The sequence below is a fragment of the Ihuprevotella massiliensis genome (assembly GCA_900095835.1).
In the GTDB taxonomy this organism is placed as follows: Bacteria; Bacteroidota; Bacteroidia; order Bacteroidales; family Bacteroidaceae; genus Alloprevotella; species Alloprevotella massiliensis.
Genome location: LT608321.1, coordinates 202,728 through 219,656, shown reverse-complemented (window position 1 = coordinate 219,656; position 16,929 = coordinate 202,728). Strand labels below are relative to the sequence as shown.

The following is a 16,929-nucleotide window of genomic DNA, read 5'->3' as shown; positions in this document are numbered from 1 at the left end:
TGTAGGTGCTATTTTATTACCACCTTCTTCCCTCCTCAACAAGATAACTGATACTTTTCCTAATAGCCTATCATGGTATTGGAATAATCTGAGAATCCTTTAGAATATCAGAACGATTATCTCCACTATCCCCAACTTCTTTGCAATTCATCCTTCAAATATCTCAATAATATGAGTGCTCTTACAAAAACTGATTTCCACTTTGCTGGACAGAAAAGTGTGTACCACGGCAAGGTGCGCGATGTGTATAACTTAGGCGAACGCCTTGTGATGGTGGCTACCGACCGTATCTCCGCGTTTGACGTAGTACTTCCAGAAGGTATTCCCTTCAAAGGTCAAATGTTGAATCAAATCGCAGCTAAATTCTTAGATGCCACTACAGACATCTGCCCAAACTGGAAACTCGCGACTCCAGACCCTATGGTCACTGTAGGCTTGCTCTGCGAAGGTTTTCCAATTGAAATGATTGTGCGCGGTTATCTCTGTGGCAGTGCTTGGCGCGCCTATAAGAGTGGTGTTCGTGAGATTTGTGGCATTCGTCTTCCTGAAGGTATGCGCGAGAACGAAAAGTTCCCAACTCCCATTGTTACTCCCACCACCAAAGCAGAAATTGGTGAGCACGATGCTGACATCTCTAAAGAAGAAATTCTTGCACAAGGTCTTGCTACACCTGAAGAATATGAAGTCCTTGAGAAGTACACTTTGGCACTTTTTGAGCGCGGAACGCAGATTGCTGCTGAACGTGGCTTGATTCTCGTAGATACAAAGTATGAGTTCGGAAAGCACAATGGACAAATCTACCTCATGGATGAAATTCATACTCCCGACTCCAGCCGTTATTTCTACGCTGAAGGCTATGAAGAACGTTTTGAAAAAGGAGAACCTCAAAAGCAACTTTCTAAAGAATTTGTGCGCGAATGGCTGATGGAGAACGGCTTCCAAGGTAAAGAAGGACAACAAGTCCCTGAAATGACTCCCGAAATTGTAGCCGGCATTTCTGAACGCTACATTGAACTCTATGAACATATCACTGGAGAAAAGTTCAATCGTGAAGAAAATACTGATCTTGCTGCCCGCATTGAGAAGAATGTAAGCGAGTATTTAGCGAAATAAAGTATATCCCCACAAGACAGCAAGCTAGCATATATGGTGGCTTTGTCTGGTCTTACTTCCCATTTGCAAGGTCTAGTTCCTTCACTTGTGAGAAATCAACAAAAAGTCGTATCTTTGGATAAACCAAGGATACGACTTTTTTGGGGTAGAAAAATAAAAAGTGAGGGCGTTACGTGCTATTTTCCAGCCCAAAAATCTAGATATTGTTGCGCTACATTGAGATATTCATGATGTTTCATGATGTATGCTCTACTCTGCTGAGACAGTAGAGGGATTTCATCTCGACGCAACACTAATGCTTTTAATTGTTCGTAAACAGATTCCTCAGAAGGCAACACATTGATGATGGGACGTAACTCTGTTTCGCCCAGAATCTCATAGTTCTCAGGTTCACCACCTGTCACAACAACCAGCCCTTGTGCCATAGCTTGCAGAGCGTTCATGGCTGGTGTGTAGGAATAGAGCTGATCTAACAATACATCACTAGAGCGCAAGAGTTGAACATATTCATCAAAAGGCACATTCTCAGCCGTAACATATTCTACCTCATTAGGAAAATCAGCTTGTAATCTTTCTAATGCAGCGAGCATCACATCAGTTCCTTTGTAAGCATGGCGCTGACGTTGGATACCAATAAAAAAGCGAACCTTAGTTCTTTCTCCATTTTCTCCCTGAAGGCTTCTTGATTTCTGAGAAAGTAATTCATTGTCTAAGCGAATGGGGAAAGGAATAAACCGAACTTTCTCGCCAAAATGGGGACGATAGGCGGCGTCGTATTCATAAAGTCCAGAAACGATGCCATCACAATCTTCGGCTATTTCTTGATTCAACTTTCCTTTTTCGCCTAAAAGCCAGTCACGAATCCATATTTCATTATCTGCACTCTCCCTGACTTGACTACCGATATTGAAATCACTATAGCGAAAAGTCTTACAATCCAAACCCGCTTTGACCCAATAGTGGTCCATTCCAAAAGCACCAAGAAAGATTTTCTTGTTATGACGACGCAAGAAGTTATAAAAACGACCAATACGCTCCGCTTTCAAAGGCAAAAAACATGGGTTGATGAGTTGAACAACATCATAGTTCCTGAATTTCCTAAACGTGAAAAGCAAACGCAAATAGTAAGCAATAGAAGAGAACTTCCCTAAACTCGGACGCTTCAAATCAACATCTCTCGGATAATTTTTCCATGAATCACCATCTGAGGCCAAAGTTACCTCGTGCCCCAAAGTTCGCAAAGCAGAAGCAAGTGTGGCATGCACATTAGAATAATCACCAAGTAGAAGAATTTTCATGAAATATAAAGAGGATAACTCGTATGCAAAGAAATTTAGCACGAAAGCACAGCCTCATCAAAGGCATTCTTATCTAACAAACTCTTGTTGCGCAATCGTGAACGATAGGAATAAATAGTAGGAACTGAATAGTTGAGGAAATGGGCAATGCGATTGCTATCCGTGACGCCCAAACGAATAAGTGCAAAGATTCTCAACTCTGTGTTTAGAATCTCATCACGTTTAGGGTGTACTTGGGCTTGTTCAGGAAGAAGAGCGTTGAAGTTATCAATAAACTTGGGAAACAATGTCACAAACGCTTCGTCAAAGTCTGCGTAAAAAGACTGCTCTTCTTGCACTAATTGCTCTGCACTCTGCAAACGCTCCATAAGATGCGCATAGTTTTTAGCTTTCGCCAACTTCAACAATTCACGTCTATACTCATCTAGGGTGTCAATATATCCACGACATCTTTGAAGATAGCGAGCAATATAGGTTTCTTTTACTTTGTCGGCTGTTGAGAGCTTCTCGTTCATCTCCAACAAAGCTGCATTAACTTCGCGCACTGCAACTAGTGCCTCTGTGAGCTCTTGTCGTGCATGAGATAATTGACGCATTTTCTTACGCAACAAAACAATAAAACCTGAGAGTAGCAAAACAATTACAACAGAAAACACAACTATTACTGAGGTTATTGTTTGACGAGTCTGGAGTTGCTCCTTATGGGCACCATTGATGATGGGAAAAACATTGGTAGCTTCAAAACTACGTAAGCGAGCCTTACAAAAATTCGCATCATCCATAGCACAAAGCAAATAAGTGTAAGCGCGAGAAACATCTCCTCGCTCAGAAAGCTCTGCAGCAAGTTGTTGCAATGCGCGGTATTCTGTTACCCCACGTTCAAGATCACTCAATGCTGCTAAGGAAAGATAGTGCAAATAATCATCGTGGTTATTACTAGCCTCTGACAAATCTGCTAATAAGGCAAATAAATAGACATGCTGCAAGGAGTCTGCATGAGAAAGTGTCCGCAAGCAGAGTTCTTTACCGGCTTGTAGAGCTCCTTCGTTAAGTAACTTATCAGCCTGTACTATGGCACGATTCGTGGCATTTGTCTCTACTAACAAAATGCTATCGCGATAGTTGGCAGTAAGCTGCTGTAGCACCTTACGATTCTCACCCACTTCACCATAATCAGCCATCCAACCATAAACGGAACGCGCAACTTGATAGTAGTAAAGTCGCAAAAACTTGTCTTCTGCTTGAATGTGTACCTGCTCTAACAGCGTTGCGGCCGATTTGTAAAGCCCCATAATACCATAGACTTCAGCACGACCAATCGTAATCCACTGGCGAAGACTAGAAGGCTTGTCTAATAAGTCTGCACTTTCTTCAATTCGATTCAAATATGCTAAGGCAGAATCACTCTGAAAATGCGCGTAAGCTCGAAATATCTGTTGGTAAGTTTGGATACGTTCTTTACCAGTCTCCTTGTTGGCTTTAGATTTTAGATTCTGCAATTTTGCTTCGTATCGAGTTCTCAACATTGTTTTTCCCTCAATAGCGCGATCTATACGTTTCAAAATCTCTTCAGTACCCCAAGAAGCCTCTTTTGCTTGAGACAACAAAGGGCAAAAAATCCCCATCAACGCAAAGCCCCCAAAAAGGATATGCGAAAGACGTGGAAAAGAAAAACCTAAGTAAATGGCTTTAATGCATTTGATTAAACTCGGGATCATCGGGAGAAAGAATGCGTTTACCTGAAGAAAATTTATTTTTGTGTGTTGGAGCTGAGGCGCCGTTGGGCATCGTGTTGCTGGTCGTGCTTGACTCTGGTAAAACGGGGGCACCTGTTAACATGACATTGCCACCATAACTACGCCAACGACTCAAAATACTTTGCACGTACCCTGCAGTCTCACTACCAATCATATAGCCACATTTCACTACTGGGTCACGATAAAATTGAGGCTTCTGAAGACCTAAAATATAAGGTGCAACTTCATCCCACTGTTGTGGGTTTTTACCATATTTTCGTGCTAAAGCCATGGCGTCACGAACGTGCCCTAGACCACCATTGTAAGAGGCAAGGACAAACTTTATACGTTCGTTTCCATCACGAATATCCGAAAGTTGACTTGTAAGTTGTCGAATAAGTTTTGCAGCACCTTCGACATTTCTGCGCGGATCATGAACTTCTTCGGGAGTGAGCCCCAATCCAGCTGCAGTTTTAGGCATCAGCTGCATGAGACCTTGTGCACCAGCCCAAGAACGAGCGTTAGGGTCAAAACCACTTTCTTGGAAACTTTGAGCAGCGATTAGCTTCCAGTCCCAACCTGTTGTCGCAGAAGCTGCTTTGAACAGATGGTCATACACTGAAATTATTCCGCGCTCTTTAGAGAGATAAACAGCTTGCACACGCTTTTTCACTTGATGCACTTCTTTCATGCGCACCTTTTCGGCTTGCACAACTTCAGCTTCCTTATTATCAGTGTACCAATCATTAAGTGCTGCTATCAGTTCTTTAGCACTCGACTTTACAGCCCAGCTTATATTCGCTTTATCGTTTCTAGCGCCTGCTGCAACAAGACCTTTTTGTGCTATAAGCTTATCAGACACGGGAAGTGCTAGTAAGTCAGCCTTTCCTTCTGAGACCATTTGCAATAACTCTGTTGTATCTTTAGCTATCTCCATACGCACCTTCAATCCCTCAGATGAGGCAAAATTTTCAGCCAAAGCATATTGCAACCCCATGGGTAAACCATGGTAGTCATAATATGTTTCTGGTCCAGAAAGTGTAGCAACTATAATTTCACCAGCCCTGCGCAGGTCTGGTAAATCATATTCTCCACTCGTAGTCTGTGGTGCCTTAGCAAACGCAGCAGACATAGCGGATTCTCCTTCCTTTTTTACTTTACAACCAATGAAAAGAAGTGGTAAAAAACAGAATATATAGAAAAATCTCATTCAGACAATGATTAGATCAGGAAGCGGCACATCATGCACTTCTGTAGGTATTTGAGGAAGAACCTGTTCTGAGAAAGCCACGCCAACGTATCGGGCTTGTAGTAAGCTAGACTGACTCAGAAAACAATCGTAGTAGGCTTTACCATGTCCCAAACGATGCCCTTGATAATCAAAAGCAACTCCAGGCACGAGGATATAGTCTAAGCTTGCCAAATCTTCAAGAGGTGATGTTATAGGTTCCCAGATATTAAACTGACCTTGCCTCATTTTTTCTTTGCCTTCAAATGGTCTCACCTGAATCTTTCCATCGACAAGAGTTGGCAAGTAGAATTTCTTCTCATGGCTCCATCGTGCTAGTACTAATTCTGTAGAAACCTCGCTTGGCATAGCATAATAAAGCATCACCCTAGCTGCAGACAAAAAATGTTTGTCTGCAGCTAGGTGATCTAATAGGAGTTTTTCTGCGATTTTATGCCTTTCTGGACTTAGTTTTCTCAGAATGTCGCGCATAGAGCATCGCAACTCGTTTTTGGAAATCATAAGTTTTTTGTATCCAAAGTAGTTGACTAGGCATTGCATTATGATAAGCAGTCTTCTTGCCACTTGGAGCCTTTGGAAAGGCTTGCCCATTGCGGAAGATGCTTAATGCACGCATAATGAATGGATCATCATTATTCAGGTAAATAACGGCCGAACCAATACCAAGGCGATCACTAATAATGTTGCCTATAATGGAATGTTCCAAAAGTTTATGCGAAGTTCTTATCATGAGATTTCTGCGCTTCATACCATGCTTATCAGCGTATGTCGCAAACTGTTCCACAATTTTCTGTCCACGAAGATACTTTGCTAAAGGCAAGGCCTCTGAATACTTGCTCAACTCTTGGCGATGATTGTCTAAATACCAAAAAGCAAACTGACTAATTGTACCAGACATATAGGCCTCTTTGTAGTAAGAAGTGAAACCAAGAGTATCTCGAGGAATAAAGTAGTCAGGAATTATACCACCTCCTCCGTAGACATTACGACCCAAATGTGTTTTATAGACTTCGCCTGAGGTTTTGATGCTATCAGAGCTGAAGTATTCCCCTGTAGCAGCTCGCTGAACTAAATCATTTTCATAGTCCTCTTCATCACCAGGCTTGAAGGGCTTTTGAACACAGCGGCCAGAAGGAGTGTAATAACGCGCAACAGTAAGACGTACCATGCTACCATCACGGAACTCTATAGGCACCTGCACTAATCCTTTACCAAAACTACGACGTCCAACGATAGATGCACGATCGTTATCCTGCATTGCACCAGCAAAAATCTCGCTTGCAGAAGCACTCGTTTCATCAATAAGCACCACAAGAGGCATATTTTGATACGAGCCTTTACCATCACTCTTGTATTCTTCTTTAGTGAAGTTTCTACCTTCGTTATATACAATCATGCGATTCTTAGGTAGGAATTCGTTAGCAACTTCTACAGCAGCTTGCAAGTATCCACCCAAATTTCCTCGCAAATCTATCACAAGATTATCCATCCCCTTCGGAGATAAAGTAGCCATTGCACGAAGAAACTCAGCATAAGTATTATCTCCCCAAGAGGTAATGCGTACATAACCAGTCTTCGCATCTAACATGTAGCTCGCGTCAACGCTTTTGACTTCCACGTCTCCACGAGTAATTGAAATTTTCACAAGACCTTTTGTGCCATTTCTGCGAATACCTAAGTGCACAACACTTCCTTTTTCTCCTTTTAGAGACTTCATCACCTTTTCATTGTCTATAGCTTTCCCAACAAAAGGCTTACCATTTATTGTGACAATTCGATCGCCAGCACGCAAACCAGCCTCTTCTGCAGGACCACCTTCAATGATGCGCACGATTCTTACAGTATCTTCATAAATCATATACTGAACGCCAATACCTGAAAAGCTACCTTTCAGCTCTTGCATGGATGATTCTACATCCTTAGCAGAAACATAAGTAGAGTGCGGATCGAGTTCCTTCAAAATCTGTGGCACAGCTTTCTCCGCCACTTCATTCATATCCACCTTGTCTACATATCGTTCATTGATAACATCGAGCAAGGTACTAATTTTATTTCCTGAAGTGTTGATAAAACTAATGCGATTTCCAGCAAATTGAGTGGCGTAAAAATTTCCGATTAACACACCAATAACAACAGCAATAGCTATGTAAAAAGGTAAAAGTCGAGAAGCGTAGTATTTCATTCGAAAATTATCATTCGAGGCATGGAAAAGAAAAAGCCAGCCTAACTTATATTCTAATTTATTTACATAAGTCATCTGCCTAGAAACAGAGATAACACTTCCGTTTCTCAGACAAACCGCAAAGCTAGGCACAAGCTATAGAGAAAACTATTCCAGTAGTCCATGTACCTAATGATTTCTTCACACACCGCTTTGCGATGTAAAACTACTGATTTCAGCAGAAACTACCAAGCATTTCACGTAAAAACAACGAGAACTCATCCCAACTTTCAACGCTTTGCCTACTTTGCCTGTCATCTCATAGTTTTTATTGGAAAGTTCTTTGTATTTTCCTCAACATTTACAGTAGATTTATCCTCTACTTTAAAATGTATTTTGCACAGAAAATAGTAGAACTCATACTACTCTACTGATCTGTAGTGAAAGGAAATACTTCCTTTTTAATATGGGAGTCAAGGAATATAATCAAGTACTTCCTAAAGGTTAAGGTTCCAACTATTATTTAGATTATAACACTTTGAGGGACTTTGCGAGTTTATCTGTAAATATCTGAGCAAACATTTGGAATATTCAAAAATAAGTGATATTTTTGCAATATTCAAACCAAACAAATAGCAAAATGCTTACAATTACTACTTCATTCTTTCGATTTTACTTTTACTTCACAAGCCATTGTGAAGGGGTAGTCGCATGTAGTTATTTCTACAATGATTGAAAGTTGTCATTTTTTCATCATATCATCCCGCTTCACTTTATGTTGAAGTGGGATTTTTCTTTTTATCTATAAATCGATATCCAGTCCTATGAAAAGAATCGCTATACAAGGTGTCGCAGGTGCTTTCCACGAAATTGCAGCCTACAAGTATTTTCACAACGAACAAGTGCAATGTCTCTATTGCAACACTTTTGAAGAGGTTTTTGATAGCATAAATAGTGACCCCACGATTATTGGGCTAGTTGCAATAGAAAACACTATTGCAGGCTCACTTCTCCATAACTATGAATTACTTCGCGCTTCGGGAGTTACCATTGTAGGAGAATATAAACTCCATATTGAACATGCAATATGTTGCCTACCAGAGGACAATTGGGACACATTGCAAGAAGTGCACTCTCATCCTGTTGCCCTGATGCAATGTCGGCAATTTCTAGCACAACATCCTAGTCTAAAAGCTGTGGAAGCAGAAGATACCGCAGGAGCAGCAGCAAACATAATAGAAAAGAAACAAAGAGGCTGGGCTGCAATCTGCAATGCTTCTGCAGCTAAACTCTATGGAATGAAAATACTCAAAAACCAAATCGAAGACAACAAACACAACTTCACACGGTTTCTGGTAGTTAGTCATCCACAGAAAGCTGGCTCACTACGATCATGGCAAATCGTTAATAAAGCAAGCTTAATTTTTTCACTCCCTCACGAGGAAGGAAGTCTCTCTAAAGTCTTGACTATTTTATCTTTTTATGGCATCAATCTCACAAAAATACAGTCCATGCCAGTCATTGGACACGAATGGGAATATCTATTCTATGTAGATTTGACTTTCAACGACTTAAAGCGCTATCATCAAAGCATAGATGCAATCATCCCACTCACTCAAAAACTTAAAATTATAGGAGAATATAACGATGGAACTTCTTCATACCTCTAAGATATCTCCAGCTTCTAGAATCAGTCAAATACAAGAATACTATTTTAGTCGCAAACTGCAAGAAGTAAATGCACGAAAAGCTGCAGGTCACGACGTGATTAGCTTAGCCATTGGTTCGCCTGACTTACCACCGTCGCAAGCAACTGTGCAACGACTTTGTCTAGTGGCACAAGAACCAACAAGTCACGGATACCAACCGACCAAAGGAACACCAGAGTTCTTGGAAGCTATAGCGAATTTCTACTCTCGTTGGTATGGTGTCACTTTAGATTCCTCAACAGAAGTATTACCTCTGATTGGAAGTAAGGAAGGAATACTACATGTCACTCTAGCATTGGTAAACCCTGGTGAACAAGTTCTTGTTCCTAACCCCGGTTATCCCACTTATACAAGCCTTAGTAGACTGTTGGGAGCAGAAGTAGTGTACTACAATCTTGATGAGGTGCACCAATGGCAACCTAATTTTGAAGAGCTCGAACAGATGGACTTGGCAAAAGTAAAGGTTATGTGGACTAATTATCCACACATGCCAACGGGAGCAGCTGCCCAAATGAGCACTTACAGACGATTGGTGGAATTCGCAAAGCGTCATAATATCGTAATAGTCAATGACAATCCATATTCTTTTATCCTCAATAATCAGCCCACCTCCTTGATGCAAGTGCCAGGCGCCAAAGATTGCTGCATAGAATTTAATTCGATGAGCAAGACTTTCAACATGCCAGGCTGGCGTGTAGGTATGTGTGTGAGTAATCCAACATATATTGCATGGATGCTTCGCGTAAAGAGCAATATCGACAGCGGTACTTTTCGTGGTATCCAACTCGCAGCTGCCACAGCTATCGACAATGCTGATGCTTGGCACGAAGAGTACAACCAAAAGGTTTACCTTTGTCGTCGTAAAGTAGCAGAACGCATCATGACCGCCTTAGGTTGTCACTACAATTCTCAACAAGTAGGGATGTTCTTGTGGGGCAAAATTCCTGAACATTACGCTCATGCCGAAGAACTCACGGAATGGGTACTTCATGAGTTAGACATTTTCATCACACCAGGCTTTATTTTTGGTAGCAATGGGGAGCGATATATCCGCATTTCTCTATGTGCTGACGAGCAGACTATGGAACGTGCTTTACAACGGATTGTTCTCCATAAGAAGAGATAGATTAGTTTTCCATACCCCTCTACTCCATTCTATATTATATTCTCCGTCTTTTGTCGTATCTTTGCATTAACGTACACATACGTCTACCACGTTTAAACACGATATCCTTATGGAACTAGACATTCTCCCTCTCAATCTTGCATCAGATGCTCATCGTCCTTTAGTGATTGCAGGACCTTGCTCTGCAGAAACAGAAGAACAAGTCCTCAATACAGCAAAATCCCTAGCACAAAAAGGTTGCCACCTATTTCGAGCTGGAGTATGGAAACCACGCACAAAGCCAGGAGGTTTTGAAGGCAATGGCGAAATGGCACTAAAATGGTTGCAACAAGTCAAAGAATCTACTAGGATGCTCGTAGGAACAGAAGTGGCAACCCCCGAACATGTAGAACTTTGCCTCAAATATGGCTTAGACATGCTCTGGATTGGTGCTCGAACCACCGCAAATCCTTTTGCGATGCAATCTCTCGCCGATAGCTTACAAGGAGTAAATGTGCCTATCTTGGTGAAAAACCCTGTGAGCCCTGATCTTGAATTGTGGATTGGTGCCATGCAGCGTCTAAATCAAGCTGGTATTCGACGATTGGCGGCAATACACCGTGGTTTTTCAAGCTATGACAATAAATTATATCGCAATAATCCAACTTGGCAGATTCCTTTGGAGCTTCGTCGTCGCATCCCTGAATTACCTATTATATGTGATCCAAGTCACATTGGAGGTAAACGCGAACTCATTGCTCCACTCTGTCAACAAGCTATGGACTTAGGGTTTGACGGTCTCATCATTGAATCTCACTGCACCCCCGACAAAGCATGGAGTGATGCGGCTCAACAAATCACACCCGATGTACTAAGCTACATATTGTCATTGCTTATCATACGTGACGAACACCAACAAATAGACGAGATAGTCGATCTTCGTCAACAGATAGACGATTTGGATCATCAAATGATGGAACTATTGGCAAAGAGAATGCGCGTGTGTCGTCAGATTGGTAGATATAAGCGTGATCACAACATGACGGTATTTCAAGCTAACCGCTACAACGAGATTTTGGCTAAACGTGGCGCGCAAGGGGCTCTATATGGTATGACTGCAGAGTTTGTTGCTACTGTATTCGAGAGTATACACGAAGAGTCTGTGAGACAGCAAATGGAAATTATCAACCAATAGTCAAACGGCTACTCACTATACCATCTTTCTTACAAACTAAAACTTGGGCTTTCACTGGCAGCATCTTCAAACAAGAAAACATCTTTCAGTGAAACTAACGCAACCTACACAAATCCCCTTCAGCTCTATGAAAATACTCGTTTTAGGCGCTGGTAAGATGGGAAGCTTCTTCCTTGATTTACTAAGCTTTGAGCATGAAATAGCGGTTTTTGAAAAAAATCCTCAGCGTATGCGGTTTACATATAACTGTGAACGTTTCACGTCCCTTGAGGAAATTGCTCAATTCCAACCCCAATTGGTCATCAATGCAGTAACAGTGAAGTACACAATTTCGGCTTTTAAAGAAGTACTTCCATATTTACCTGCTTCGTGTATTCTAAGCGACATCGCATCTGTCAAGACAGACCTTCATGCCTTCTACAACAAGTCTGGCCATCCGTTTGTAAGCACACATCCTATGTTTGGCCCAACCTTTGCTAACCTTCAGCAATTGAGCCACGAAAATGCAATTATCATCAGCGAAGGAGATTATATGGGACGCATTTTCTTCAAGGATTTGTATCAGAAACTCGGTCTCAATATCTATGAGTACACCTTTGAGGAGCATGACCAAACCGTGGCCTACTCGCTCAGTATCCCATTTGTTAGCACATTTGTCTTTGCAGCTGTAATGAAGCACCAAGATGCTCCAGGCACGACTTTTAAGCGACACATGAATATTGCGAAAGGAGTACTCGGAGAAGACGACTATCTGCTACAGGAAGTATTGTTTAATCCATACACATCTTGTCAAGTTGAACAAATTCGTAATGAACTTTCTGAACTTCTAGCAATTATCGACTCAAAGGATACTACAGGAATGAAAAGCTACTTGGAAAAGATTCGAAAGAATTTAAGAAATGGCACGATATAAGGCTTACAGTTATGACACACTTTAGTAAAGAGGAAGCATTGAAATTCAAAAGAAGACTTCGCACCTCATCTTTCTATTCTCTACGACATATAATGCCAAGCCTAACGAATAGATCAGACCAAAGTATTATCTATGATTAGACAAGGAACTTAAAGCTACGAAGGGTAAATCTCCCCAAATCAAACTTACTTACTATTTAAGGGCAATCAGCCCTACATATTAAAACCACCCCTAGGTGCAACCGAAGTTGTTCTTAGGGATGGTTTCTGGTAATAATTAAGACCTATAAGATCTTATCGTGTTTTTAGAGAGTAAAATCAGGTGTGTGGCGCAAGATAATATATACAACCTGCAAACACACAAGGCTGGGATAACCATTAGATATCATCTCATATATACAGCTTTCTGCATAATGTGTTATAAAGTCCGTACGTATTATTTATTTCTGACCTTGAATACCTATAAATTGTACTATACCCAATGACATGCATCATGTACATTTTCGCCCCATTAACATTTTAACCGGAAACACAATGTTCGATACTCACAGATAGTCAGAACGCTCTGTTTTGTTTACGGTACAAAAGTAGTATTTTTTCGTTTTATAACAACGATTTCTCTAAAAAAAAAACGTTTCTCACGTAATTTTCCTTGATATTGCTATTTAGGCCTGCCAGAAAACGCACAACTTCGCATTAGACTCGTTTCTTTTGATTTGAAAAACGTAAGAATAAAGTATTCCTTAGATAGGTGTCGACAGACTTAATTAAAGAAATTCGTCATTAATGCAGACAGGTTCCACAAGCTTACAAGTTTGTATATTATATTTCATTGTACAACAACAAGTTAAGAACATCTCCTCTAGCATACACCTTCTATTTACAAGAAGATGATTTCTTTCTGCTTTTTAGAGGAAAAACATCGCAATCTCTCGAATATTCCGTATCTTTGCACCAAACCTCATATTTATTTAAAAACATCAATTTTGCATGATTGGAAGTTTAATCATAGGAATTCTCGCGGGCTACATCGCGAGTCATATTCAAAAAGGAAAAAGTAGTGGTTGCTTAGGCAATCTTTTCTTGGGGATTATCGGAGGAGTTGTAGGGAATTTATTATTCTCATTTGCGCATTTCACAATAAACGACACGATAGGTGAACTTCTCTCATCTATAATCGGTGCTGTCGTGATTTTGTGGTTGTTTTCAACGCGTCGATAATCAACGCACTTCATAAATACAAACAGACATCTTACTCATATCCTCAAACTATACTATGGATACAACACAATTTTTCGATAAAGAAGAAGATACACCTTGTGGTCTGACGGCAATTTCTTCTCTTCCAGAACATAAAGTACTACTAGAATGCCCCATAGCTGGTCTGGCTTATCATGATATCTCTGATGTTTGGGATGAACTGTATGTAGGAGCAAAGCTAGCACTTGTGCGTGAAAAACATAACAAATATGATACTAACGCCGTGGCCGTTGCCTTAGCCGATGACTACGATGGAGACCCAGACCACTTTGATTTTGACCTTATCCTTGGATACGTCCCCAAGACCTCTAACGCTGCCATAGCAACCTTGCTTGACATGGGATGGGATGAATCTTTTAAAGCCGAAATCAGCGAACTCAAATCAAAGTCCACAGAGCATAATGCTGTTAAGATGACCATCTATGTAGTGAACAAAGAGACAATTCTTAGACAAGAAGAACTAGAAGCCCCCTTAATGGCACTACAAGTCAACAAGAAAGATTGGAAGCAACTTCATAAAGAAATCTGGAAACACGGGTTTGCCTATTTTCGTTGGAGAGTTTGTTGCGTATACCCATACGAATTAGATAAAATAAAGCGCTCGATGAATGTGCTTATCTATGAACGAGATGGCGTACATACCCAGATGCTATTAATGAAAATCATTGCTACAGATGACGATTGCTATGCTTTCATCAGAGACCCCAACAAAATAGAGTGTATAGATGATTGTAGCGCATTTGTTCTCACATCTCTCGACGAAACCCTAAACGTCAAGAATGAAGACATACCCGCTGTAGAGATGTTAGGCTCTTGTTCTTTAAGACCTAGATTAGTTGCGGAGAAAAGCCTCAAGCTGCAGGTTTTGCAATGTTTTACAACCTTTAGAAAGTACATTAACGACTAATTGAGCTCCTAAGCCTTTCACAATCTTTTTTTGAGCAACTCTCCCATATTTTCAAGAACTTATGGGAGAGTTGACACATTTCATCCCAATAGATTATAGATTGTACACTCGTAGAATCGAAGGAACCTGAAAAATGAATGCAGATATTGGGAAAGCATTAAAAAGCACGTGTTTTTTTTGGCTGTTCGGCACATAAAAAGTAACTTTGCCGTAATAAAGACAGCAGAGTCTAGGGTATGCTCTAGATTTCAGTCAATTAATTATCTATAGCAACATATATAACATCCGGTTACGATGATAAAGATTACTTTTCCCGATGGCAGCGTTCGTGAATACGAAAATGGGGTTACGGGATTGCAAATTGCAGAAAGCATTTCTAGTCGTTTGGCACAAGACGTTGTGTCATGCGGAGTCAATGGTAAAACAGTAGAACTCAACCGCCCAATCACTGAAGACGCAACTATCACTCTCTACAAATGGGATGACGAAGAAGGTAAGCGCACCTTTTGGCACACTTCTGCTCACCTTATGGCAGAAGCATTGCAAGAATTGTTTCCTGGCACACAGTTCGGCATAGGACCAGCCATTGAAAACGGCTTCTACTATGATGTTATGCCTCCAGAAGGCGTAAGCATCCGCGAAGAGGACTTCGTGAAAATTGAGAAAAAGATGCTTGAGCTCTCTGCAAAGAAAGAAGCACTCGTGCGTCGTTCCATTTCAAAAGATGACGCTCTAAAATTCTTTGGAGATCGTGGTCAATTCTACAAGAATGAACTAATTGCAGATTTTGAAGACGGCAATATCACGACCTATACCCAAGGCGCATTTACAGACCTTTGCCGTGGACCTCACCTCATGTCTACGGCTCCAATTAAGGCTGTAAAGATTATGTCTGTTAGTTCAGCATATTGGCGTGGAGATGAAAAGCGTCCAATGCTCACACGTGTCTACGGTATCACCTTCCCTAAAAAGAAAATGCTCGATGAGTATCTTGCACTTTTAGAAGAAGCTAAGCGTCGTGACCACCGCAAGATTGGTAAGGAGATGGAGCTCTTCATGTTCTCTGAATTAGTAGGTAAGGGGCTTCCAATGTGGTTGCCCAAGGGCACAGCGCTTCGTCTTCGTCTTGAGGACATCCTTAAGAGCATCCAAAAACGTTTTGGATATCAACAGGTGATGACTCCCCATATTGGTTCTAAAAATCTTTATGTTACTTCTGGGCACTACGCAAAATATGGTAAGGACTCCTTCCAACCCATCACCACTCCAGAAGAAGGCGAAGAGTACTTCCTCAAACCAATGAACTGTCCACACCACTGTGCTATCTATGCATGGAAGCCTCGTTCTTATAAGGATCTCCCTTTACGTTTAGCTGAGTTTGGTACTGTTTATCGCTACGAACAAAGTGGTGAATTGCATGGGCTTACCCGTGTTCGCGGATTTACCCAAGACGATGCCCACATTTTCTGCCGTCCCGATCAGGTGAAGCAGGAATTCCTCAACGTGATGGACATCATTCTCATCATTTTCAAAGCTCTCAAATTCGAGAACTTTGAAGCGCAAATCTCTCTTCGTCACCAAACAGACCGCGCTAAGTACATTGGTTCGGAAGAGAATTGGGAAAAGGCAGAACAAGCTATCATTGAAGCTTGCGAAGAAAAGGGACTTAACGCAAAGATTGAGTATGGTGAGGCTGCATTCTATGGTCCAAAACTCGACTTCATGGTGAAGGACGCGCTTGGACGTCGTTGGCAACTTGGTACAATTCAAGTGGACTACAACCTTCCAGAGCGTTTCCAACTCGAATATACGGGCGAAGACAACAAGAAGCACCGTCCTGTGATGATTCACCGTGCTCCTTTCGGTTCTATGGAACGTTTCGTTGCTGTGCTCATCGAACACACTGCCGGACACTTCCCACTTTGGTTGATGCCCGATCAAGCTGTGGTATTGCCTATCTCCGATAAGTTCAATGACTATGCGCGTGAAGTTCGCAATCGTTTGGAAGCCGCCGATGTGCGCACGCTCATTGACGATCGTAGTGAAAAGATTGGTCGTAAGATTCGTGACAATGAAATAAAGCACATACCTTTCTTGCTTGTAGTTGGTGAGAAGGAAGCAGCAGAAGGAACTGTTGCCGTGCGTGTACAAGGTCAAGGTGGCGGCCAAGAAGTGATGTCTATAGAGGACTTTGCTGCGCGTGTTCGTTCTGAAGTGGCAGAACAAATGGGCGAATACTAAGCCATAGCACACTTCCTCAGAAGTTTCAAATCCAATTATTGCG

At 41.4% G+C, this 16,929-nt stretch carries 13 protein-coding genes; 8 read left to right on the top strand and 5 right to left on the bottom strand.

Annotation, left to right across the window (positions count from 1 at the left end; genetic code table 11):
- The first annotated feature begins 171 nt into the window (after positions 1–171).
- Positions 172–1,113, top strand: a complete 942-nt coding sequence (locus tag BQ2633_RS01005) for a phosphoribosylaminoimidazolesuccinocarboxamide synthase (protein WP_075564609.1) — start codon at positions 172–174, stop codon at positions 1,111–1,113.
- Positions 1,114–1,289: 176 nt separating this feature from the next.
- Here BQ2633_RS01005 and BQ2633_RS01000 read toward each other — a convergent pair whose 3' ends face one another.
- Genes BQ2633_RS01000 through BQ2633_RS00980 form a run of 5 tightly spaced genes read right to left on the bottom strand, consistent with a single transcriptional unit; the run spans position 1,290 to position 7,578 of the window.
- Positions 1,290–2,411, bottom strand: a complete 1,122-nt coding sequence (locus tag BQ2633_RS01000) for a glycosyltransferase family protein (protein WP_075564608.1) — start codon at positions 2,409–2,411, stop codon at positions 1,290–1,292.
- Positions 2,412–2,446: 35 nt separating this feature from the next.
- Positions 2,447–4,129: a DUF6377 domain-containing protein gene (locus tag BQ2633_RS00995; protein WP_141700098.1), complete on the bottom strand. Its 1,683-nt coding sequence runs from the start codon at positions 4,127–4,129 to the stop codon at positions 2,447–2,449.
- Positions 4,101–5,357, bottom strand: a complete 1,257-nt coding sequence (locus BQ2633_RS00990; RefSeq protein WP_075564606.1) for an MltF family protein — start codon at positions 5,355–5,357, stop codon at positions 4,101–4,103. The genes BQ2633_RS00995 and BQ2633_RS00990 overlap by 29 nt, the downstream gene beginning before the upstream one ends.
- Positions 5,358–5,867, bottom strand: coding sequence for a 5-formyltetrahydrofolate cyclo-ligase (locus BQ2633_RS00985; protein WP_176720071.1), 510 nt, complete (start codon positions 5,865–5,867; stop codon positions 5,358–5,360).
- The gene (locus BQ2633_RS00980; RefSeq protein ID WP_075564604.1) at positions 5,827–7,578 is read right to left on the bottom strand and encodes a S41 family peptidase; all 1,752 of its coding nucleotides are present in this window, start codon (positions 7,576–7,578) and stop codon (positions 5,827–5,829) included. The genes BQ2633_RS00985 and BQ2633_RS00980 overlap by 41 nt, the downstream gene beginning before the upstream one ends.
- A gap of 803 nt (positions 7,579–8,381) precedes the next feature.
- On the opposite strand from BQ2633_RS00980, the gene BQ2633_RS00975 reads away from it, so the two are divergent.
- The 7 genes from BQ2633_RS00975 (at position 8,382) to thrS (ending at position 16,886) form a co-directional block, all read left to right on the top strand.
- A complete protein-coding gene (locus BQ2633_RS00975) occupies positions 8,382–9,227 on the top strand; it encodes a prephenate dehydratase (RefSeq protein WP_075564603.1) in 846 nt (281 codons plus the stop codon).
- Positions 9,205–10,392, top strand: coding sequence for an aminotransferase class I/II-fold pyridoxal phosphate-dependent enzyme (locus tag BQ2633_RS00970; RefSeq protein WP_075564602.1), 1,188 nt, complete (start codon positions 9,205–9,207; stop codon positions 10,390–10,392). Before BQ2633_RS00975 ends, BQ2633_RS00970 begins: the two co-directional genes overlap by 23 nt.
- A 109-nt stretch (positions 10,393–10,501) precedes the next feature.
- Positions 10,502–11,566 (top strand): chorismate mutase, encoded by a 1,065-nt coding sequence (locus BQ2633_RS00965; RefSeq protein WP_075564601.1) that lies wholly within the window; start codon positions 10,502–10,504, stop codon positions 11,564–11,566.
- Between the two features lie 127 nt (positions 11,567–11,693).
- Positions 11,694–12,479 (top strand): prephenate dehydrogenase, encoded by a 786-nt coding sequence (locus tag BQ2633_RS00960; protein WP_075564600.1) that lies wholly within the window; start codon positions 11,694–11,696, stop codon positions 12,477–12,479.
- Between the two features lie 989 nt (positions 12,480–13,468).
- Positions 13,469–13,699 (top strand): GlsB/YeaQ/YmgE family stress response membrane protein, encoded by a 231-nt coding sequence (locus BQ2633_RS00955; protein ID WP_075564599.1) that lies wholly within the window; start codon positions 13,469–13,471, stop codon positions 13,697–13,699.
- A 55-nt stretch (positions 13,700–13,754) separates the two neighbouring features.
- The gene (locus BQ2633_RS00950) at positions 13,755–14,645 is read left to right on the top strand and encodes an HIRAN domain-containing protein (protein ID WP_075564598.1); all 891 of its coding nucleotides are present in this window, start codon (positions 13,755–13,757) and stop codon (positions 14,643–14,645) included.
- 294 nt (positions 14,646–14,939) lie between these two features.
- On the top strand, positions 14,940–16,886 hold the full coding sequence (gene thrS / locus BQ2633_RS00945; RefSeq protein ID WP_075564597.1) for a threonine--tRNA ligase: 1,947 nt from the start codon (positions 14,940–14,942) through the stop codon (positions 16,884–16,886).
- Positions 16,887–16,929: the final 43 nt, after the last annotated feature.